The 21,916-nt window shown below is 59.2% G+C and carries 18 protein-coding genes; 6 read left to right on the top strand and 12 right to left on the bottom strand.

Annotated features, from left to right (window positions below; genetic code table 11):
• Window positions 1–123: 123 nt before the first annotated feature.
• The 3 genes from AC1MEW_RS30805 to AC1MEW_RS30795 form a co-directional block, all read right to left on the bottom strand.
• Complete coding sequence (locus tag AC1MEW_RS30805) at window positions 124–1,737, bottom strand: NAD(P)/FAD-dependent oxidoreductase (RefSeq protein WP_201255538.1); 1,614 nt, start codon at window positions 1,735–1,737, stop codon at window positions 124–126.
• Between the two features lie 94 nt (window positions 1,738–1,831).
• Window positions 1,832–2,485 (bottom strand): COG3650 family protein, encoded by a 654-nt coding sequence (locus AC1MEW_RS30800; protein ID WP_201201275.1) that lies wholly within the window; start codon window positions 2,483–2,485, stop codon window positions 1,832–1,834.
• A gap of 204 nt (window positions 2,486–2,689) precedes the next feature.
• Entirely contained in the window at window positions 2,690–3,289 is a 600-nt protein-coding gene (locus AC1MEW_RS30795; protein ID WP_201201277.1) for a short chain dehydrogenase, read from the bottom strand.
• A gap of 105 nt (window positions 3,290–3,394) precedes the next feature.
• Here AC1MEW_RS30795 and AC1MEW_RS30790 point away from each other — a divergent pair, with 105 nt between their 5' ends.
• From AC1MEW_RS30790 to acpP, 3 genes are all read left to right on the top strand, one after another.
• Window positions 3,395–4,309: a LysR family transcriptional regulator gene (locus AC1MEW_RS30790; RefSeq protein ID WP_201201279.1), complete on the top strand. Its 915-nt coding sequence runs from the start codon at window positions 3,395–3,397 to the stop codon at window positions 4,307–4,309.
• A 266-nt stretch (window positions 4,310–4,575) separates the two neighbouring features.
• Window positions 4,576–4,827, top strand: a complete 252-nt coding sequence (locus AC1MEW_RS30785) for a hypothetical protein (protein WP_201255536.1) — start codon at window positions 4,576–4,578, stop codon at window positions 4,825–4,827.
• Window positions 4,828–4,845: 18 nt separating this feature from the next.
• A complete protein-coding gene (gene acpP / locus AC1MEW_RS30780) occupies window positions 4,846–5,085 on the top strand; it encodes an acyl carrier protein (RefSeq protein WP_201255535.1) in 240 nt (79 codons plus the stop codon).
• An 82-nt stretch (window positions 5,086–5,167) separates the two neighbouring features.
• On the opposite strand, the gene AC1MEW_RS30775 is transcribed toward acpP, so the two are convergent.
• The 5 genes from AC1MEW_RS30775 to AC1MEW_RS30755 all read right to left on the bottom strand — a co-directional run bounded on the left by AC1MEW_RS30775 (window position 5,168) and on the right by AC1MEW_RS30755 (window position 10,169).
• A complete protein-coding gene (locus AC1MEW_RS30775) occupies window positions 5,168–5,869 on the bottom strand; it encodes an ABC transporter ATP-binding protein (RefSeq protein ID WP_201201292.1) in 702 nt (233 codons plus the stop codon).
• Window positions 5,870–6,637 carry a high-affinity branched-chain amino acid ABC transporter ATP-binding protein LivG gene (gene livG / locus AC1MEW_RS30770; RefSeq protein ID WP_201201295.1) on the bottom strand — a complete coding sequence of 256 codons (768 nt, stop codon included), beginning with the start codon at window positions 6,635–6,637 and terminating at the stop codon, window positions 5,870–5,872. It abuts the gene before it with no gap.
• Window positions 6,634–7,890 (bottom strand): high-affinity branched-chain amino acid ABC transporter permease LivM, encoded by a 1,257-nt coding sequence (locus AC1MEW_RS30765; RefSeq protein WP_201201296.1) that lies wholly within the window; start codon window positions 7,888–7,890, stop codon window positions 6,634–6,636. Before AC1MEW_RS30765 ends, livG begins: the two co-directional genes overlap by 4 nt.
• Window positions 7,887–8,810, bottom strand: coding sequence for a high-affinity branched-chain amino acid ABC transporter permease LivH (livH, locus tag AC1MEW_RS30760; RefSeq protein ID WP_201201299.1), 924 nt, complete (start codon window positions 8,808–8,810; stop codon window positions 7,887–7,889). Before livH ends, AC1MEW_RS30765 begins: the two co-directional genes overlap by 4 nt.
• 231 nt (window positions 8,811–9,041) lie before the next feature.
• A complete protein-coding gene (locus AC1MEW_RS30755; protein ID WP_201195380.1) occupies window positions 9,042–10,169 on the bottom strand; it encodes a branched-chain amino acid ABC transporter substrate-binding protein in 1,128 nt (375 codons plus the stop codon).
• A gap of 350 nt (window positions 10,170–10,519) precedes the next feature.
• On the opposite strand from AC1MEW_RS30755, the gene AC1MEW_RS30750 reads away from it, so the two are divergent.
• Window positions 10,520–10,825: a DUF2288 domain-containing protein gene (locus AC1MEW_RS30750; protein WP_201201301.1), complete on the top strand. Its 306-nt coding sequence runs from the start codon at window positions 10,520–10,522 to the stop codon at window positions 10,823–10,825.
• A gap of 307 nt (window positions 10,826–11,132) precedes the next feature.
• On the opposite strand, the gene AC1MEW_RS30745 is transcribed toward AC1MEW_RS30750, so the two are convergent.
• Window positions 11,133–13,334, bottom strand: coding sequence for a hypothetical protein (locus AC1MEW_RS30745; RefSeq protein WP_201201302.1), 2,202 nt, complete (start codon window positions 13,332–13,334; stop codon window positions 11,133–11,135).
• 195 nt (window positions 13,335–13,529) lie between these two features.
• On the opposite strand from AC1MEW_RS30745, the gene AC1MEW_RS30740 reads away from it, so the two are divergent.
• Window positions 13,530–14,426, top strand: coding sequence for an NAD(P)-dependent oxidoreductase (locus tag AC1MEW_RS30740; protein WP_201201303.1), 897 nt, complete (start codon window positions 13,530–13,532; stop codon window positions 14,424–14,426).
• Here the strand turns inward: AC1MEW_RS30740 and AC1MEW_RS30735 are convergent.
• Both AC1MEW_RS30735 and AC1MEW_RS30730 read right to left on the bottom strand, forming a co-directional pair.
• Window positions 14,317–16,599, bottom strand: coding sequence for a putative bifunctional diguanylate cyclase/phosphodiesterase (locus AC1MEW_RS30735; protein WP_201201304.1), 2,283 nt, complete (start codon window positions 16,597–16,599; stop codon window positions 14,317–14,319). The two genes, AC1MEW_RS30740 and AC1MEW_RS30735, sit on opposite strands and share 110 nt — an antisense overlap.
• A gap of 147 nt (window positions 16,600–16,746) precedes the next feature.
• A complete protein-coding gene (locus AC1MEW_RS30730; protein WP_201255534.1) occupies window positions 16,747–17,100 on the bottom strand; it encodes a YkgJ family cysteine cluster protein in 354 nt (117 codons plus the stop codon).
• A 369-nt stretch (window positions 17,101–17,469) separates the two neighbouring features.
• Between AC1MEW_RS30730 and AC1MEW_RS30725 the strand changes: the two genes are divergently transcribed.
• Entirely contained in the window at window positions 17,470–18,819 is a 1,350-nt protein-coding gene (locus tag AC1MEW_RS30725; RefSeq protein WP_480424724.1) for a spinster family MFS transporter, read from the top strand.
• A gap of 107 nt (window positions 18,820–18,926) precedes the next feature.
• Here AC1MEW_RS30725 and rapA read toward each other — a convergent pair whose 3' ends face one another.
• The gene (gene rapA / locus AC1MEW_RS30720; RefSeq protein ID WP_323570378.1) at window positions 18,927–21,773 is read right to left on the bottom strand and encodes an RNA polymerase-associated protein RapA; all 2,847 of its coding nucleotides are present in this window, start codon (window positions 21,771–21,773) and stop codon (window positions 18,927–18,929) included.
• Window positions 21,774–21,916 lie beyond the last annotated feature (143 nt).

The raw sequence follows: 21,916 nt of genomic DNA, 5'->3' as shown, positions 1-21,916 counted from the left end.
TAGCATGCACTCCTAGAAACCAATGTGGGAGCGAGCTTGCTCGCGATGACGGCTGAGCATTCAACAGAGATGTTGGCTGATCTACCGCTATCGCGAGCAAGCTCGCTCCCACAGGGTTTTGTGTCAGGCCTCCAGGCCGAGGATGTCGCGAGCCACGGCTTCGGCAATCCGAATCCCGTCAACACCCGCCGACAAAATCCCGCCCGCATAACCCGCGCCTTCACCGGCCGGGAACAAGCCTTTGATGTTCAAGCTCTGCATCGACTCGTTGCGGGTAATCCGCAGTGGCGACGAGGTGCGTGTCTCGATACCGGTCAACACTGCGTCGTGCAGCGAGTAGCCACGAATCTGCTTCTCGAACGCTGGCAATGCTTCACGAATGGCTTCGATGGCAAACGCCGGCAAGGCCAAGGCCAGATCACCGAAGGCAACGCCTGGTTTGTAGGACGGTTCGACGCTGCCCACCTCGGTGGACGGTTTGCCGGCAATGAAGTCCCCGACCAGTTGCGCCGGGGCTTCGTAGTTGCTGCCACCGAGCACAAAGGCGTGGGATTCCAGGCGTTCCTGTAGCTCGATGCCGGCCAGCGGGCCGCCCGGGTAATCGACTTCCGGGGTGATCCCGACGACGATCCCGGAGTTGGCGTTGCGCTCGTTACGCGAGTATTGGCTCATGCCGTTGGTGACTACGCGACCCGGCTCGGACGTCGCCGCTACCACGGTGCCACCCGGGCACATGCAGAAGCTGTAGACCGAACGACCGTTCTTGGCGTGGTGCACCAGTTTGTAGTCGGCAGCACCGAGTTTCGGGTGGCCGGCGTATTTTCCCAGGCGCGCGCGGTCGATCAGCGACTGCGGATGCTCGATGCGGAAACCCACCGAGAACGGCTTGGCTTCCATGAACACGCCACGGCCGTGGAGCATGCGGAAGGTGTCGCGGGCACTGTGGCCGAGGGCCAGAATCACGTGTTTCGAATGGATCTGCTCACCGCCATTGAGCTCGACGCCGACCAGTTGGCCGTCCTCGATCAATACATCGGTGACCCGCTGCTGGAAGCGTACTTCGCCGCCCAATGCGCGGATCTGCTCACGCATGTTTTCCACCACGCCGGTCAGACGGAACGTACCGATATGCGGTTTGCTGACGTAGAGGATTTCTTCCGGCGCGCCGGCTTTTACGAATTCATGCAGGACTTTGCGACCGATGAACTTCGGGTCCTTGATCTGGCTGTAGAGCTTGCCGTCGGAGAACGTCCCAGCGCCACCTTCACCAAACTGCACGTTGGATTCAGGGTCGAGCACGCCTTTACGCCACAGGCCCCACGTGTCCTTGGTGCGCTGACGCACTTCGGTGCCGCGCTCGAGGATGATCGGCTTGAAGCCCATCTGCGCCAGCAGCAGCCCGGCGAAGATCCCGCACGGGCCAAAACCGACGACGATCGGGCGTTGCGCAAGATCGGCCGGTGCCTGGCCGACCACTTTGTAACTGACATCCGGCGCCACGTTGACGTTACGGTCATCGGCGAACTTGTGCAGCAGCGCCGCCTCATCCTTGGCGGTGAGGTCGATGGTGTAGATGAAGCACAGTTCGGAGGATTTTTTGCGCGCATCGTAGCTGCGCTTGAACAAGGTGAAATCGAGCAGGTCATCACTGGCGATGCCCAGGCGCTGCACGATGGCAGGGCGCAGGTCTTCTTCGGGATGGTCGATCGGCAGCTTGAGTTCGGTGATTCGTAACATGACAGGATCCGGTTCGCGGGGCGCACAACTGCGCCAAGGCGTTTGAAGGCGGCGATTATAAGCCCCAAACGCCGGTCTCGTGAGGCAAAAACGATCAGTCGTTGCGCGAGCCGCCGAAATACCCGCAGCCGCGCTGCACCTGGCCGTCGATCCGCAGTTCAGAGCTCATGTGCTGGACACTGCCGGTGCTGCTGTCGACGCAGCGTTTGGGCGCAACCCACAGTTCAATGTGCTTGCCGTTGGCTTCGCTGCTGAGGTTGAAACGACCATCGCCCAGTTGCTCCTCAACATACGGCACCGCCAATGGAGGTTCGCCGGCGCGGTCGATAACCATGCCTTTGCCGCTGACTTTGACGTTCCACTCTGGTCCGTGACCGGCGGCCCGCAGGATCAGCAGTTTGAAGTTGGGATCGTCGCACGCTGTGCCCGAGCGCTCGACGCGGTACAGCTGCTCCAGGTCGAGACGGCTGCCATCGATCCGGCCACGCACATCGGCGAACAGCTTGCCCTGATCATCGGCCAGGGTCGCGGCTTCTTGCAGGATGCTGGTGCCACCGGTGTCGTTGACCACAAAGCTGCGCGATTCATTGCATGGCTGAAACACCAGTTTGCCGTCGGCCGCCGTCAACTGACCCTGCATACGGGTTTGCCCGACGTGAGAGGCGCTTTGCCGTGGACCATCAAACAACTGGCACGCGGCGAACAATGGAAGCAGGGCAACGAGGACGAGGGAACGGGCAACACGCATCTTTGGTTCTCCAGACAAGTGCCGCCACGTTACGCAGCCTGACCGTCCATCACAACCCCACCGATTTCAATGTCGCCCGTCGATCCCCCGTAGGCGCTGCCGAAGGCTGCGATCTTTTGATCTTGATCCTCTCAATAACACTGAAAATCAAAAGCCAGATCAAAAGATCGCAGCCTGCGGCAGCTCCTACGGATCGGGGTGTTCTTAACCGACGTGGAATGTCTGACCAGTCTGCAAGCCTTCCACACTTTTGGCGTAGGCCAATGCCACATCCACTGCCGGAACCGGCTTGTAGCCGCGGAAGTACGGCGCGTAGCTGCCCATGGCTTCGAGCAGCACGGTCGGGCTGATCGAGTTCACGCGCAGGCCACGAGGCAATTCGATGGCGGCCGCACGGACGAAGCTGTCCAGCGCACCGTTGACCAACGCTGCCGAGGCGCCGCTGCGAATCGGGTCGTGGCTGAGCACGCCGGTGGTGAAGGTGAACGAGGCGCCGTCATTGGCGAATTCGCGGCCAATCAGCAGCAGGTTGACCTGGCCCATTAACTTGTCTTTCAGGCCCAGGGCAAAGCTGTCAGCGGTCATTTCGTCCAGCGGGGCGAAGGTCACGTTACCGGCGGCGCAGACCAGCGCATCGAACTTTCCGGTCTTTTCGAACAGGGCGCGGATCGAGGCGCTGTCGCTGATATCCACATGCAAATCACCGCTGTTGCGGCCGATGCGGATGACTTCGTGACGTTGCGACAACTCTTTGTCGACCGCCGAACCGATGGTGCCGCCTGCGCCTATCAAAAGAATCTTCATCGTGCTGTTCCTCGAAGTGGTTGAACGAGGCCTAAGTCTAGAGTGGATTTTCCCGTTGATAAGCGTGCTAATAGGCAACCTTTGGTTTTCAAATGGAAACAATCCATGAGCGAAATGGATGACCTGGCGGCGTTCGCGGTGCTGATCGAAGCCGGGAGTTTTACCCTGGCGGCCCAGCAATTGGGTTGCAGCAAGGGCCAACTCTCCAAACGCATCAGCCTGCTGGAGTCGCGGTTTTCCGTGGTCCTGCTGCAACGCACCACTCGCCGCCTGAGTTTGACGGCAGCAGGTGCGGCGCTGCTGCCGCAAGCCCAGGCGCTGGTAGTCCAAGTGGAGCGAGCGCGTCAGGCATTGGCGCGGTTGAAGGACGACATGGCCGGACCGGTGCGTATGACAGTTCCGGTGTCGTTGGGGGAAACCTTCTTCGATGGCTTGCTGCTGGAGTTCTCCAGCAAGTACCCCGAGGTGCAGATCGAACTCGACCTGAGCAACAACTACCGTGATTTGTCCCGCGACGGTTTTGATCTGGCGGTTCGCTCCGAGGTGAACAATGACGAGCGCCTGGTGGCCCGGCCGCTATTGGCTTGGCACGAAATGACCTGCGCCAGCCCGGCCTACCTAGAGCAATACGGCGAACCGCTGACGCCTCAATCCCTCGCCGAACACCGTTGTTTACTCAACAGCCATTACAGCGGCCGCGAAGAATGGCTGTATCACCAGCAACACGAGTTGTTGCGAGTTCGTGTCTCGGGACCGTTCGCCAGCAATCATTACAGCCTGCTGAAGAAAGCGGCGTTGGCCGGCGCCGGTATCGCGCGGTTGCCGTCGTACCTGCTGCAAGCGGAATTGGCTGACGGACGATTGCGCTGGCTCCTGCGTGATTATCAGACTCGGCGTATGCCGATGTACCTGGTGCATCCGTATCAGGGCGGTTTGCCGAAGCGCACCCAAGTGTTGGCGGATTATTTGATTGGTTGGTTCAAGCGCAGTGGTGAGGCCCTCGACCGACTTCAGCGTTAACCTCTGGCACCGCACAGACCCTGTGGGAGCGGGCTTGCTCGCGAATGCAGTTTCACATCCAACAGAGATATTGACTGACCAACCGCCTTCGCGAGCAAGCCCGCTCCCACATTTGGATTTGTGAACATTTTCGATGGTTGCGTTTGGAATAAACCCAAGCTGCTGATAGCGATTAGTTATCTATACCTGTTATTTCTGACAGTAGAAAACTGCCCAGCCGGCGAATACATTGAACGCCAGGCAGGTTACTGAGCAGGAGTAATGCCATGAACAAAGTCGATTTGACTGACTATCTGGAAACCATGATCCACGTAAAGTCGAAAGCCATCGTCGAGCGGAGAATGCTGGATGGCAGCGCGGCGCTGGGCGAATTGACTATCTATTACTGTCTTCGCCGGATTTTGAACAACAAGGCAACGCTTCAGGACATCGGCGTCCTGCATGCCGTTAATCACCTGATGCAGGTAGTTGGGCTTCTTGATCCCAAAGAGACACTTGGTTCAACCCTTGAAAAATGATGCTCAGGGAGCAAGAAAATGTCAGACGTAGAAGAGCGTGTAAGAACGATCATTTGTGACCAACTGGGCGTGAAACCCGAAGAGCTTAAGAACTTCAACAGTTTTGTTGACGATCTGGGGGCGGATTCCCTGGATACAGTTGAACTGGTCATGGCTTTGGAAGAAGAGTTCGAGATGGAAATCCCGGACGAAGAAGCCGAGAAAATCACCACCGTCCAACAGGCAATAGACTACGCAACCGTTCATAAGGGCGACTAACCCTGTTGCTCTCCGCTGTCAGTGAAGGTTCACAATGCATAAAAAAACGGCCCGAAGGCCGTTTTTTGTTTAGCGAAATGACTCAACCCCCCAGATACGCCTCGCGCACTTTCGGATCAGTCAGCAGCGCTTCACCAGTGCCTTGCATCACCACCCGGCCGTTCTCCAGAACGTACGCGCGGTCAGCAATTTTCAGCGCCTGGTTGGCGTTCTGCTCCACCAGGAACACCGTCACACCGTCCTTGCGCAGTTGTTCGATGATGTCGAAGATCTGCTGGATGATGATCGGCGCCAGACCCAGCGAAGGCTCGTCGAGCAGTAGTAGCTTGGGCTTGCTCATCAGCGCACGGCCGATGGCGAGCATTTGCTGTTCGCCGCCGGACATGGTGCCGCCGCGTTGGGCAAAGCGCTCTTTCAGGCGTGGGAAAAGTCCGAGAACCTTGTCCATCTGTTCCTGATAATCGCCCTTGTCGGTGAAGAAGCCGCCCATGGCGAGGTTTTCTTCCACGGTCAGGCGGGCAAACACCCGACGACCTTCCGGCACCACGGCAATGCTCTTGCGCATGATCTGCGCCGAGGTTTGCCCCACGAGCTCTTCACCCATGTACTTGATGCTACCGCTGTGGGCTTGCGGCGAACCGCACAGCGTCATCAGCAGGGTGGATTTACCCGCGCCGTTGGCGCCGATCAGGGTGACGATTTCGCCCTGGCGGATTTCCACGTTGACGCCGTGTAGGGCCTGGATCTTGCCGTAGAAGGTGGAAACGTTTTCGAATTGCAGCATTTACGCTTCCCCCAGGTAGGCTTTGATCACTTCAGGATTGTCGCGGATCTGTTCCGGCGTGCCGTTGGCCAGGGGCGTGCCCTGGTTGATCACGACGATGTGGTCGGAAATGCTCATGACCAGCTTCATGTCGTGTTCGATCAACAGCACGGTCACGTCGTGCTCTTCGCGGAGCACGCTGATCAGCGCCTTGAGGTCTTCGGTTTCCTTCGGGTTCAGGCCGGCGGCCGGCTCGTCGAGCATGAGGATCCGCGGGCGGGTCATCATGCAGCGAGCGATTTCCAGGCGACGTTGCTGACCGTAGGCCAGGGTGCCGGCCGGACGGTTGGCGAAGGCCTTGAGGTTGACCTTGTCCAGCCAGTACTCGGCGAACTCCATGGCTTCGCGTTCGCTTTTACGGAACGCCGGAGTCTTGAACAGACCGGCCAGGAAGTTGGTATTCAAGTGACGGTGCTGGGCGATCAAGAGGTTCTCGACCGCGGTCATGTCCTTGAACAACCGCACGTTCTGGAAGGTCCGCACTACGCCTTTGCGGGCGATCTCGTGGCCGGGCAGGCCTTCGATGGCCTGTCCGTCGAGCAGGATGCTGCCGCCACTTGGCTTGTAGAAACCGGTCAGGCAGTTGAACACGGTGGTCTTGCCGGCGCCGTTAGGGCCGATCAGCGCCACGACCTGTTTTTCCATCACGGTCAGGGCCACGCCGTTAACCGCGAGCAAACCGCCGAAGCGCATGCTCAGATTGTCGACTTTGAGGATCTCGCGGCTCATTTTCGCAGCTCCATGTGAGGACGTTGCATGGGCAGCAGACCCTGAGGACGCCAGATCATCATCAGCACCATCAAGGCGCCGAACATCAACATGCGGTATTCACTGAATTCACGCATCATTTCCGGCAACAGGATCATCACTGTAGCGGCGAGTACGACGCCCAGTTGCGAGCCCATGCCGCCCAGCACCACGATGGCGAGGATGGTCGCCGACTCGATGAAGGTGAAGGACTCCGGTGTCACCAACCCTTGGCGCGCGGCGAAGAAGCTGCCGGCAAAACCGGCGAAGCAGGCACCCAGGGTAAACGCCGAAAGCTTGATCATGGTCGGGTTCAGACCCAGCGCACGGCAGGCGATTTCGTCTTCACGCAGCGCTTCCCAGGCACGACCCAACGGCATGCGCAGCAAGCGGTTGATGACGAACAGTGCGAACAACGACAGCACCACCGCAATCAGGTAAAGGAAGATCACCTTGTTGACCGGGTTGTAGGTCAGACCGAAGTATTCGTGGAACGTCTGCAGGCCCTCGGCAGCAGTTTTATCGAAGGTCAGTCCGAAAAGCGTTGGCTTGGGAATGTTACTGATGCCGTTCGGGCCACCGGTAATGTCGGTCAGGTTACGCAGGAACAGACGGATGATTTCACCGAAGCCCAGGGTCACGATCGCCAGGTAGTCACCACGAAGGCGCAAGACCGGGAAGCCGAGCAGGAAGCCGAAGGTGGCCGCCATCATCCCGGCGATGGGCAGGCAGATCCAGAAGCTCAGACCGTAGTAGTGCGACAGCAGCGCATAGCTGTAGGCGCCGACGGCATAGAAACCGACGTAACCGAGGTCGAGCAGGCCGGCCAGGCCGACCACGATGTTCAAGCCGAGGCCGAGCATTACGTAGATCAATACCAGCGTCGCGATGTCCACCGCGCCACGGGAGCCGAAGAACGGCCACACCAGTGCACCGATGATCAGCGCAATGATGATCCAGCGCTGGGTGGTCGGCAGAGTCAGGAAGGTGCTGACCTTGGCCGGCATCACCGGCATGCTTGGCGAGGATTTCCACGTCGCGCTGATCTTCTGGTCGAACATTACCCGCAGGAACATCAGCACCGAACAGACGGCGATGGTGATCAGCGTGGCGTTGCTGGTGCCATGAACTTCGAGGTTGATGCCGACGATGGTCAGCTTCAGACCGAGTACCGGATAGGCAACAGCCCACACCAGCAAGGCGCTGAACAACGCCTGTTTAAGATTCCTAGTCATACTTTTTCAACCTCCGGACGGCCCAGCAGGCCGGTAGGCCGGAACAACAACACCAGAACCAATAGACCGAACGCCACGACGTCCTTGTATTGGTCGCCGAAGATATCGGCACCGAAGGCTTCCGCCACCCCGAGCACCAGCCCGCCGAGCATGGCTCCGGGGATGCTGCCGATACCGCCCAGTACTGCGGCGGTGAAGGCCTTGAGGCCGACGAGGAAACCGGCGTTGGGGTTGATCACGCCGTATTGCATGCTCAGCAGCACGGCCGCAATGGCCGCCAGCGCAGCACCGATGACGAAGGTCAGGGCGATGATGTTGTTGGTGTTGATACCCAGCAGGTTGGCCATCTTGATGTCTTCGGCACAGGCGCGGCAGGCGCGACCCAGGCGAGAGCGGGAGATGAACAGCGTCAAGCCGAGCATGGCGACCAGGGTCACCACGAACACCACGATTTGCATGTAGGAAATCAGCACTTCATGTGCGCCACCTGGCCCGATGGATAAGTTGCCGGGGATCAGGTTGGGGATGGATTTGTCCTTGGAGTCTTGCGCCAGCAGAACCGTGTTCTGCAGGAAGATCGACATGCCGATGGCGGAAATCAGCGGGATCAGACGGTTGCTGCCGCGAAGAGGGCGGTAGGCGATCCGTTCGATGCTGTAACCGTAGGCACTGGTAACAACGATGGTTGCGATGAAGGCGGCGGTCATCAACAGCGGAACACTGTCGAGTCCCATCATGGACAGGCCCGCGATGGCGATGAACGCCACGTAGGAGCCAATCATGTACACCTCGCCGTGGGCGAAGTTGATCATTCCAATGATGCCGTAAACCATCGTATAGCCGATGGCGATCAGGGCATATGTGCTGCCAACGGTCAGGCCGTTAACCAGCTGCTGGAAGAAGTGATAGATGTCAGGCATTACTGCGCTCCTAAAAACCTGATACGCATTTCACTGGTGGAGTCATTTTCCCGCTCGAGCCCCGTGGATCTGCATCCACTTCGAATTCGAGGTTTGCCAGCGAACCGCTGATGACGGTTTTGAGATTTTCAGGTGGGGAGACTGGCGGATCACGCCAGCGCGGCCCAATACGTTCGTAAAACAAAGCCCACGGCACGCCGTGGGCTTTATTGGCAGTCAGTCGGCTACGCCTTACTGAGGCGAAACTTCGGTTTTAGGTTTGCCGAAGTGCCACTCGTAAACCACGAACTTGAAGTCTTTCAGGTCGCCCTTGGCGTCGAAGCTCAGGTCGCCAGTCGGGGTCTTGAAGGAACCTGCGTGGATGGCTGCAGCCACTTTTGCAGGGTCTTCGCTCTTGGCGGCAGTGATACCACCGGCGATGACTTCAACAGCCGAGTAGGAAGGGAACACGAACGGACCGCTCGGATCTTCTTTCTTGGCTTTGAACGCGTCAGCCAGGGCGACGTTGGCCGGATCCTGGTCGAAGGATTTCGGCAGGGTCACCAGCAGGCCTTCGGAAGCGTCCTTGGCGATCTGCGAAATGGAGTCGTTACCCACGCCTTCCGGACCCATGAACTTGGCTTTCAGGCCTTTTTCCTGGGATTGACGCAGGATCAGACCCAGCTCCGGGTGGTAGCCGCCGTAGTAGACGAAGTCGACGTTGGCTTGCTTGAGCTTGGAGATGATCGAGGAGAAGTCTTTGTCGCCGGCGTTGATGCCTTCGAACACGGCAACTTTCACGCCTTTGCTTTCGAGGGTTTTCTTGACGGCAGTCGCGATGCCTTCACCGTATTGCTGTTTGTCGTGCAGAACAGCAACGATTTTCGGTTTGACGTGATCCGCGATGTAGTTACCGGCGGCAGGGCCCTGGGCGCTGTCCAGACCGATCGTACGGAAGATCATTTTGTAACCACGGGCGGTGATGTCCGGGCTGGTGGCAGCCGGGGTGATCATGACCACGCCTTCGTCTTCGTAAATGTCGGACGCGGGTTGAGTGGAGCTGGAGCACAGGTGACCGACCACGAACTTGACGCCGTCGTTGACGACTTTGTTCGCTACAGCAACCGCTTGTTTCGGATCACAGGCATCGTCGTATTCAACGGCTTCGAGCTTCTTGCCGTCGACACCGCCCTTGGCGTTGATTTGTTCGATGGCCATTTTGGCACCACTGAACTGCATGTCGCCGTATTGGGCTACCGGGCCGGTTTTAGGGCCGGCGATACCGATCTTGATGGTGTCAGCTGCGAACGAATGGCTGGCAACCCCGGCCAGAACCATAGCGGCAAACAGTTTGGAAATCTGCTTAGTAGCCTTAGTCATAGTGCTCCACTCTTACTGTTGTAGTTTTTATAGTCCTGGCGCCGTAGCAGCAGAACCGGGTCAGATATCTTGGATATCCTCCGGAAAATGCCCCCGGCAACTGTACCGGTACAGTGTAGAGCGCCGATTGTTAGCCTGGGAAGGCAGCGCCGGGGGGCAAAACCTGAGGGTGTCGCTATTTTGAAAGAAAAAGACAGAATTGCGGCGGGATGTTAGCTGGCTAATCGCTTGATTCATCAGCATTCCTTGGCGTTCCTGCGAATTTCATTCGGTAACTCAATTGCATCCGGGTTTTTCTGCCAGACCACCGACGTTATCATTCACGCCGATTTCTTTTCCGGACAGGACCCATGACTCAAGAACCTAGCACCCTCTATGCCAAGCTGCTTGGTGAGACCGCATCTATTACCTGGAAGGAACTGGAACCGTTCTTTGCCAAGGGTGCCCTATTGTGGGTCGACCCAAGCCTGGATTTGATCGCTGCCGCCGAAGCCGTGGCCACGGATGAAGGCGAGAAAGTGGCTGCCTGGCTGGCCGCCGACACCCTCGCCAAGCTCTCTGAAACGCGGGCGCTGGATCTTTTCGAGCGCGACCCTCAGTTGTGGGCGGTAGTGGTTTCGCCGTGGATTCTGATCCAGGAAAGGGCGACGAACTGAAGGCTTGCACCAATTAAGTGCGCTACTTGGCCGGGCAAAAGTGTGTAGGCGAGTAGCGTGATGGCATGTTGCCGTAGAGAAAGGCCACAGAAGGGTCTTGGCGAGAGTGACGTGCACGTAACGGGAACAGTTTTATGAGCAGCCTGAGGGCTGCTTAATTGTTTCTGAGTGTGAGTAAAAAGTGAAAGATGTGGCGAATTTAAAGCCGCTTCCGCGAGCAAGCCCGCTCCCACAGGTGACCGCGTTTTTCCTGAAGGAACGCGGTCGAATGTGGGAGCGGGCTTGCTCGCGAAGGGCCCATCACTGACTAAGCGGTTTTACCCGTGTGGTTATTAAGGGAAATAACCTTGGTCTTGCCAATCCGGTGACGGTAAATCTCACGCAGGTACTTGATAGCCTTCTTCACGCAATCGCGCGACAAGCGAATGTCATTGATCGAGACGAACTTGTCTTTGTCGTTGATCAGCTCGCGGTACTTCTTCTCGTACATCGGCTTGATCGCGTACCAGTTGGTGTCGAGGATCTTCGCCGGGTTTTCGAATTCGTTGAGCAGGTCGTCGATCCGGTCTTCGTCGAAGTCTTCATGGATGATGAAGTCCAGGATCGAGTTGTCCAGTGTCTCGTCGAAGCGGTACGGGTTTTTCGCGAAGCAGCGCTTGATGAAGGCCACGATCAACGTCAGGAAATCGTCCGACAGGCACGGGCTCTTGGCGATCAGGGTGGTCAGCGACAGGTTGGCCGAGGCACCGATCACCAGCGCATAACGCTTGAGCGTGGTGTTCGGGAACAGGCTGTTGAGATGCGTCTTCAACCGGTTCAGGTCCATGTAGGACAGTTTGTAGTCTTTCGGCAACGAAACGATCGACACCACCGACGAGCAATTCTTGAAGAAATGCAGGTCGTGCAACGCGGCCGCGTCGTAACCGGAATTCTTGTACTGCTCAAGCGAGGCGCGATAGCGCTTGGACTCGATCGGCAACAGGCTGATGCCTTCGATGGCCTGGGTGACCTTGTTGAAGTGCGGCAGGTCGATGGAGCGGAAGAACAGGTCGTCGATGTTCAGGCGCTGCGGCTCTTTGTCGAACACCTTGAACTTGTCGCTGCTTGGCGGCGGGGTTTCCGGCACCACGGATTCGGCGTAGGCAATCGCCACCGGGCCGGCCAGGCTCATGAACAGGTCGTTGGCGTCCAGGCGAATGGTTTCGCCGATGTCGATGCCTGCACGACGGAAATAGTTCTGGTCGTAGTCAGTCGTGACCGCCTGCGCCGTCAGAATGTTGAAGATCTGTTGCGAGATGTATTGGTTGGCGTGCTTTTCCATCGCATTGACATCAATGTTCTGGATGTTGCCGTCATCGCTCTCTTCGGCGTAACGCATGATGTCGTTGGAGATCAGCATCATCGCGTTCCATGGGCGGATACGGCCCATGACGCTGGCTTCGCTGCTGTCTTCATTGTCGAAGTTGTACGAGAAGTCCCATTCTTCCGACAGGTATTTGCACAGCAGGCGACCGGCGTTGATGTGCAGCGCCTCGGACATTTCGCTGCGGTGGTCGGAGATATTCGGCAGCACACAGATGCCACTGGTGAAGATCGGCTCGAAAACGAAAGCGTGGCCGCTTTTGCTGTCGTGCTCGTCCATTGGCTTGGTGTCGAACGTCTTGTTCATGTACGAGTGCTGCTGGGCCAGGCCGAATTCCGAGGCCATGCCAGAACCGGTACCGCCGCCAGCGCTGAAGATCGAGAAATACAGGCGCGACTGGTTGGCCTTGATCCCGCAGCTGTCGATCAGGTACGAGTGAATCATCTTCCAGTCGGGGCTGGAGAAGCGCTGGGTGTCCTTGTTCAGGATGATCTTGGCCAAGTACTGGCCGAGGATCGGCGCGTTACCGGCGCCGCCGGCGTGGACTTCCGACAAGTCCATGATCTTCATTTTGCTGTAGTCGCGCAGGAAGCCGCTTTTTTCGCCTTTGCGCGAAAAACGGATACGCCCGGCGATGTCTTTGTCCAGGTCGCCAAGCATTACCAGCGGTTCGACCAGGAACACCGGTTTGGTGGCCTTGTTCGACCCCAGGCGCAAATTGTTGCGAATCCACTGGGCCGGGCCGTAGCCTTTTTCGGCGTAGCGTTTGTCCGGCGAAAGACGGTCTTCGTTGTTGAATTCGTTGAGGTAGAACTTGCGCGCGTTGTACACCAGTTCGGCAACGTCCAGCGCGATGTTCGAACCGCAGCGACCGAGGCCGATCAGGCACACCGACGGGAATTCCTGTTCGCTGTGCTGTTCGCCGTCGCCTTCCAGATGTGGTGGGCGCGGGAACACCATGTCGCGCAGGCCGTCGAGGTTGTCGAGGATGCGGTCGGTATTGGTTTCGGTGAAGTACAGGTACTGCTGGGTCGCCAATGGGCGCGACGGAATCAATGGCTTCGACGGCGACGGCGATGGGCTGTTCGCCGCTGGGCTCAGAGTCAGATCGGATACCGCAGTGGCCGGATTGTTTTTAGAAGTCATTGTGCGCCATGTACCTGGACTGGTTGACTCGACGACACGCTGTCATCGAACCTCACGGAATGGGATCTCGCGTCTTGTTGCGCGTGTATTGCCCAGGCGACAGGGCCAAAGCCTGCGTATCGCTCGGGGGGAATCCTTTCCTGAGTCATGATGAATCGGCCAGTATTCGGCGATCTTTAATCAAAAGGAGGCTAAATGATGGCAGCGTTACCTTCACTGGGGTTCGCCGGGATCGGCTTGATGGGCTTGCCGATGTGCCGGCGTCTGCTGGCGGTGGGCTATCCGCTGACGGTGTGGAACCGCAATCCGGACAAGTGCGCGCCGCTGGTCGAGGCTGGTGCACGGCAGGTCGCGACGCCCGCTGAGCTGTGCGAACACGCGGATGTGGTGATGCTGTGCCTGGCGGACACGGCGGTGGTGCGTGAGGTGGTGTTCGGCCCGACAGGCGTTGCCGAGCGTGGGAAAAACGGCCAATTGCTGGTGGATTTTTCCAGCCTTGAGCCCACGGCCACGCGGGAAATGGCGACAGAACTTGCCAGAAAAACCGGCATGGGTTGGCTGGATGCGCCAGTGTCGGGCGGAGTAGTCGGTGCCGAGGCGGGCAGCCTGGCGATCATGGTCGGTGGCGCAGCGACGGATCTTGAGCGGGTGCGGCCGGTGCTGCTGAGTCTGGGAAAACGCGTGACGCACATGGGCGCCATCGGTGCCGGCCAGGTGACCAAGGCCTGCAATCAGATGATCGTCGCCTGCAATGCGCTGGTGATTGCCGAAGTCGTGGCGCTGGCCGAACGTTCCGGCGTTGACGCCAGTCTGATCGCCGAAGCGCTGGCCGGCGGTTTCGCTGATTCAAAACCCTTGCAGATCCTCGCCCCGCAAATGGCCGAGAGCCGTTTCGAACCGGTGAAATGGCACGTGCGCACGCTGCTCAAGGATCTGGACACCGCAGTGAAATTCTCGCGCGAACAAGGTTCGGCCACGCCGATCAGCGGATTGGCCGCACAACTGATGCGCCTGCATGGGGGCCAGGGCTTTTTGGAAAAGGATCCGTCAACGTTAGTGCAGCTATACCGCGAGCCAGACTCAGCGGATTGACCGTGTGCGTGTGCTTGCGCTGGTTGATTTCGTCCAGCACCGGGCGTAATTCCTCCAGCGGCACCGGACGGCTGAGCAGGTAACCCTGGACGAAATCGCAGCCGTGGCGTTCAAGAAATTCGTATTGCTCGAAGGTCTCGACGCCTTCGGTGACCACCTGCAAATGCAGGGTATGCGCCATGACGATGATTGCCTGGACGATTTCCATGTCCTGGGACGCCTTGGGGATGTCCTGGATGAATGAGCGATCAATCTTCAGCGTGTTCAGCGGCAGGCGCTTGAGGTAAGCCAGGGAAGAGTAACCGGTGCCGAAATCGTCGATCGACAGTGACACGCCGAGGGCGCGAATCTGCCGCAGCAGCACCAGGGTGTTGGCGATATTGCCCATCAGCGCGTTTTCCGTGACTTCCAGCTCCAGGCGCTGGGGCTCCACTCCGGTTACGCGCAGGACGTGCTCGATTTCGTCAGCCAGTTCTTCGCGTGCCAGGTTAATCGGTGAGCAGTTCACTGCAATTTTCAACTCTTCACAGCCGTGGCGGGACAATTCGCCCAAGTCTTCACAGGCCTTGCGCAGCACCCAGTTGTCCAGCTCTGCGATCAATCCGTTGGCTTCGGCAATGGCGATGAACCGGTCCGGCGTGAGCAAACCGTGAGTCGGGTGTTGCCAGCGAATCAGTGCTTCAAGCTTGGTGACCTGGCCGGTTTTCAGGTCGTAGATCGGTTGGTAATACAGCATCAGCCCGGCGTCTTCGCGCAGTGCGTGGCGCAGTTCTTCTTCCAGTTGCAGCTCCATGGTGGCCCGGGTTCTGAGGTTCGAGCTGAAGAAGTGCAGGCTATTGCGACCGCCGCCCTTGGATTGATACAGCGCCAGGTCGGCGTTTTTCAGCAGGTCCTCGCAGGTCGTGCCGTCTTCGGGGAACAGGCTGATGCCGATGCTGGTGGTCATGACCATGCGCCGTCCCGACAGCTCGATGGGGTCCTTCATTTTCAGCATGATGCGCTGGGCCATGTGCCGGGCTTCTTCGCGGTCGTGCAGGCCGATGAGGATGCAGAACTCGTCGCCGCCGAAACGCGCCACCACATCGTCGTGGCTGCGGACCGAACCCTTGATGTGCCCGGCCAGCACTTTGAGCAACTCGTCGCCGGCGTCGTGGCCGAGGCTATCGTTGATGCGTTTGAAGTGGTCGATGTCGAGGAACATCACCGCGAGCATGCCGCCCTCGTTGGTTTTCTCGATCAGCTTCTCGGCAAAGATCTGATTGAAACCACGGCGGTTGATCAGGTTGGTCAGGGCGTCGTAGTGCGCCACCTGTTGCAGCGACATGCGCGCCTGGTCCAGTTGGCTGAGCAGGGCGTTGACCCGGCGCAGGTCGTGTTCCTTGTTTTGCAGTTTCTTGTCGGCCAATGCCGCGCTGATGCAGCTGCCGATGATCAGCAGGGTCATGATCGCCACCGTCAGCCCCAGTTGCAGATGGCTGTTTTCAGTGGGTAGCGTTGGCAGGCTGTTGACGGGCAGCGTCAGACTTAACGCCGCCATGCCGGTGAAATGCATGCTGACGATACCGGCGCCAAGCACCAGGCTGGCGGTGAATTTGAGCAGTTGATGAAACGTGCCGTTGCCATCGCGCAGGCGACTGGAAATCAACAGTGCGGCGAGGCTGGCGCCAATCGCGATCACGATGGAAAGCGCAAACAGGGCTGGGTGGTAATAAGCCGTCGCCACCGAACGCATGGCGGCCATCCCCACATAGTGCATCGTTGCGATGCCCAATCCGATCCAGATCGCGGCGCGCAGGTATTGCCAGAAATTGAGGTCAGGATGACTGAGCGTGTGCATGGCCAGCCACGATGCGGTCAGGGCGAATAACAGCGAGAGCAGGGTGATGGGCAGTTGGTAGTGAATCTCGATCGGCGCCTGGAACGCCAGCATGCTGATGAAATGCATGGCCCAGATCCCGCCCGCCAGGCACCCGGCACCGACCCAGCGCCAGAGCCGCTGGGAACCGGACTTTTCCACGTGGCCGACCCGTTCGGTCATGTCCAGTGTGGCGAAACCGGCCGCACAGGCCACTACGTAGGCCAACAGCACCAGAAAGGGGTTGTACGTACAGTTGAGGATGACCTGCCCGTTCTGCGGCAGCTCGGTAACGAACTGCAAACCAAGCCACTCCATAGCATGCCCCGTCTCTGCGCCATGAGCGCTGGCGAATGCTCTGGAGTATAGAGGTCATCGGCAGAGCGCAAGGCGTGATGGCACGGTGACTCTAATGATTTTGGCATGGGGTCGATAGCGATTGGCGCTAAGCCTCAAGCACTCAGTTCATACCGCTATTTCGAACTCGGGTTGCAGCGCCGGCAGGCCGAATGCAGCCCGCGCCGCATCGCAATCCACGTTCGCTTCGCCATTGGCCCAGGACGCATCGAACTCCCGGCAAGTGCTGGAACGCTGATCGTAAATCGAGCACTGCACGGTACTGCCGACCTCGCCGACCAACCCGACGCAGCGGGTGGGTTTGCAGTCGGTGCCGAGCATGGCGACCCTGCTGGGGCTGATCGGCGCGACCAGATCGTCGGGCACCGTACCCCCGGCCGAGGTGCATTCACCCCAGAAAAAAGACACGCGAAAATGAGAACAGCAGGCACCGCAATTCAGACACGGACTGGCTTCGGACATGGGCGATAGTCAAAGAGGGATGGGGGACACGGTGGGGCAGACAAGGCCGCTATTCTAGGCTTCGCCTTGGGGTTTGGAAGGGGGGTGCAGAGGTATATTTTTCACACGTTTTGTCGGCGCCAGGCTTGAGATTTCATAAGATCTGTAGGAGCGAAGCTTGCTCGCGAAAGCGGTCTGTCTCCCAACGAAGATATCGACTGAACGACCGCTTTCGCGAGCAAGCTTCGCTCCTACAGGATTTATGTCTGGCTGGGATTCGATGGGCTGATATCAGGCTGGCGAATGATCACAGACATGCCGCGCGAGCCTGACTAGATTGCAGATTCCGGGGGCAGCGAAGCCTTCATAACAATAAAAGAGACGGACCCCATGCAGAACTCGACCCAAGCGGCGAATGCCTGGCGCATTCTGTTCCTGCTGTTCCTGGCCAACCTGTTCAACTTCTTCGACCGCACCATCCCCGCCATCATTATTGAGCCCATCCGTAAGGAATGGCACCTCAGCGACTTTCAGCTTGGGATCATCGGCACCGCGTTCACCATCGTCTACGCGATTGCCGGCCTGCCGCTGGGGCGAATGGCCGATACCGGTTCGCGCAGCAAGTTAATGGGCTGGGGCCTCGCGGTGTGGAGCGGGTTGACGGCGGTCAATGGCCTGGTCGGCAGTTTCTGGGGCTTCCTGCTGGTGCGCATGGGCATCGGCATCGGTGAAGCCAGTTACGCGCCAGCGGCCAACTCGCTGATTGGCGACCTGTTCCCGGCCCACCGTCGGGCGCGAGCCATGGGGATTTTCATGCTCGGGCTGCCGCTGGGCCTGCTGTTGGCGTTCTTCACCATCGGCGCGATGGTCAAGGCTTTCGATAGCTGGCGCGCACCGTTCTTTATCGCGGCGGTGCCGGGGTTGATCCTGGCGATCTTCATGTTCTTCATTAAAGAACCGAAACGCGGCGCAGCGGAAAGCGTGCAAGTGTCCCAGGAACGTGTGGACCGGCCGATCCGTCGCGTACTGGCCGTGCCGACGTTCCTCTGGCTGGTGCTGGCAGGGCTGTGCTTCAACTTCGCGACCTATGCCTGCAACTCGTTCCTGGTGCCGATGCTGCAGCGCTATTTCCTGATGCCGTTGCAGGAAGCGGCGGTGGCGACCGGGGTGATCGTCGGCGTGACCGGGCTGTTCGGCTTGACCCTGGGCGGCTGGATCGCCGACAAGATTCACCAGCGTGTGGCCAATGGGCGACTGTTGTTTGCCGCGTTCAGTTTGATCATCTCGACGGTGTGCACCGCGTGGGCGCTGCATGCCGGGCGCATTGAAATCGGGGTGTTTGTCGCGGTGTTCAGTCTGGGCTGGCTGTTTGCCTACAACTTCTACACCTGCGTTTATACGGCGATTCAGGACGTGGTCGAACCGCGCCTGCGGGCAACGGCCATGGCGTTGTTCTTTGCCGGGTTGTATTTGTTGGGCGGTGGATTGGGGCCGGTGGTGGTCGGTGGGTTATCCGATCACTTTGCGCATTCGGCGATGCTGACGGAGGGTGCCGAGCAGATGACCGAAGCGTTCAAGGCTATCGGTCTGCATGACGCGATGTACTTGATCCCGGTGGCGCTGTTTTTCACCATGGTGTTTCTATTTATGGCGTCGCGGTGTTTTGTGCGTGATGCCAAGCGGATGAAGGACGGGTTGGTGGCTGTCGTTGAGCCTGAAGGTGCTGCGGTGACTGCGTAACCGCCATCGCGAGCAAGCCATCAACCACACCCCATCATTCCGGCAGACAAAAAAAGGCCCGCATCACTGCGGGCCTTTTTTTGTTTCTACGGAGTAGGAGAGGGCGATTAACCCGCTACCAACACCCGAATTGCTTCCAGTCGCAGCGCAGCCTTGTCGAGCATGGCCAGGCCTTGCTCGCGCTGATTGCGCAGGGCAACCAGTTCGCTATCGCGTACGGTCGGGTTGACCGCTTGCAACGCGGTCAGGCGTGCCAGTTCTTCGTCAGTGTCGGCAGCCAGGCGACGTTGCGCCTCAGCCACACGCTCGGCGTGACGCGGGGCGATCTTCTCTTCGCCGGCGTTGATCCGTGGCGTCAGCTGATCGCGCTGAGCCTGGACGAACTTGTTGGCGCTGGCGCGAGGCACGCTTTCCAGTTGATCGTTCAGGGTTTCGAACGACACCCGGCCCGACAGGTCGTTGCCATTGGCATCGAGCAGGCAGCGCAGGGCGGCCGGCGGCAGGTAACGGCCCAGTTGCAAGGAGCGCGGGGCAACCACTTCGCTGACGTAGAGCAGTTCCAGCAACACGGTGCCAGGTTTCAGCGCCTTGTTCTTGATCAGCGCTACGGCGGTGTTGCCCATCGAACCGGACAACACCAGGTCCATACCACCCTGGACCATCGGGTGTTCCCAGGTGATGAACTGCATGTCTTCGCGAGACAGCGCCTGGTTGCGGTCGTAGGTGATGGTCACGCCTTCGTCGTCGCCCAGCGGGAAGCTGGCGTCGAGCATTTTTTCGCTCGGCTTGAGGATCAGCGCATTTTCCGAATGGTCTTCGCTGTCGATGCCGAACGCGTCGAACAGGGTTTCCATATAGATCGGCAGGGCGAACTGATCGTCTTGCTCAAGGATGTCCTCGACCAACTGATCGCCTTCGCCCGAACCGCCGGAGTTGAGTTCCAGCAAGCGGTCGCGACCGGTGTGCAGCTCGGCTTCCAGACGCTCACGCTCGCCGCGGGCCTCGTCGATCAGGGCTTGCCACTCGCCATCGTCGGCGTTTTCCAGCAGCGGCAGCAGGCGCGGGCCGAACTGATGCTGCAAGGCGTTGCCGGTCGGGCAAGTGTTGAGGAACGCGTTCAGCGCTTCGTGGTACCACTGGAACAGCCGCTCTTGCGGGCTGGTTTCCAGATACGGCACGTGCAGCTCGATGATGTGTTTCTGGCCGATCCGGTCCAGACGACCGATACGCTGCTCGAGCAGGTCCGGGTGCGCTGGCAGATCGAACAGCACCAAGTGGTGCGAGAACTGGAAGTTGCGACCTTCACTGCCGATTTCCGAGCAGATCAGCACTTGCGCGCCGAACTCTTCATCCGCGAAGTAGGCGGCGGCGCGGTCACGCTCGAGGATGTTCATGCCTTCGTGGAAGACCGTGGCCGGAATGCCGGAACGTACGCGCAGGGCGTCTTCCAGGTCCATGGCGGTTTCGGCGTGGGCGCAAATAACCAGCACTTTGGTGCGCTTGAGCATTTTCAGCTGATCGATCAGCCACTCGACGCGTGGGTCGAATTTCCACCAGCGTTCTTCTTCGTTGGCGTCCGGCTGGGCCTGGAAGCTGACTTCCGGGTACAGCTCGGCGTGATCGCCCAGCGGCAGTTCGAGGTATTCGTCCGGGCACGGCAGCGGGTACGGGTGCAGTTTGCGCTCCGGGAAACCCTGCACGGCGGCGCGGGTGTTACGGAACAGCACGCGGCCGGTGCCGTGGCGATCGAGCAACTCGCGCACCAGACGGGCGCTGGCTTCGGCGTCGCCATCGTTGACCGCGGTCAGCAGCGCTTCGCCTTCGTTGCCGAGGAAACCGTGAATAGTCTTGTGCGCTTCAGGCGACAGGCGCCCTTTGTCCAGCAGCTCCTGAACGGCTTCGGCCACCGGGCGATAGTTTTCGCTCTCGGCGCGGAAGGCGTGCAGGTCATGAAAACGGTTCGGGTCGAGCAGGCGCAGACGCGCGAAGTGGCTGTCCTGGCCCAGTTGTTCCGGGGTCGCGGTCAGCAGCAGCACACCAGGAATGACTTCTGCCAGTTGTTCAACCAGCGAGTATTCCGGGCTGGCCTTTTCTTCGTGCCACACCAAGTGGTGGGCTTCGTCGACGACCAGCAAGTCCCAACCGGCGGCGAATAGCGCGTCCTGGGCCTTCTCGTCGTCCACCAGCCATTCCAGTGCAACCAGCGCGAGCTGGGTGTCTTCGAACGGGTTGGCGGCATCGCTTTCGATAAAGCGTTCTTCGTCGAACAGCGCGACTTGCAGGTTGAAGCGGCGGCGCATCTCGACCAGCCACTGGTGTTGCAGGTTCTCAGGAACCAGGATCAACACGCGGTTGGCGCGACCCGAGAGCAGTTGGCGATGGATGACCAGGCCGGCTTCGATGGTTTTACCCAGGCCTACTTCGTCCGCCAGCAGAACCCGAGGCGCGATACGGTCGGCGACTTCACGGGCGATGTGCAATTGGTGCGCGATTGGCTGCGCACGCACGCCGCCCAGGCCCCAGAGGGCAGACTGCAACTGACGGCTGGTGTGTTCCAGCGTGTGATAACGCAGGGAGAACCAGGCCAACGGGTCGATCTGCCCGGCGAACAGACGATCGCTGGCCAGACGGAACTGAATGAAGTTCGACAGTTGGGTTTCCGGCAGGGTGACCGCTTCGTTCTGCGCGTTGAGGCCGTGGTAGACCAGCAGGCCATCGACGTCGTCGACTTCCTGTACGGTCAGTTTCCAGCCTTCGAAGTGAGTGATCGAGTCACCCGGCGAAAACCGCACACGTGTGAGGGGCGCATTCCGTAGCGCGTACTGACGAGTGTCGCCAGTGGCCGGATAGAGCACGGTCAACAAGCGGCCGTCCTGTGCCAGAACGGTGCCCAAACCCAGCTCGGCTTCGCTGTCACTAATCCAGCGTTGCCCCGGTTGATACTGCTGCGCCATGCTGCCTGACTCCCACCTTGAAAAAGCGGGCTATCTTAACGGAATGAGCCTTCAGGGCCAAAGGATTACTCATGTAGGAGCTGCCGAAGGCTGCGATCTTTTGATCTTGGGGAACGCTTGAGTTCTGTGCTGTCGGATAAAAC

The sequence above is a fragment of the Pseudomonas sp. ASL4 genome (genome assembly GCF_056680395.1).
The sequence above is the reverse complement of the archived record's forward strand: the minus strand, read 5'-3'. Positions and strand labels throughout refer to the sequence as shown.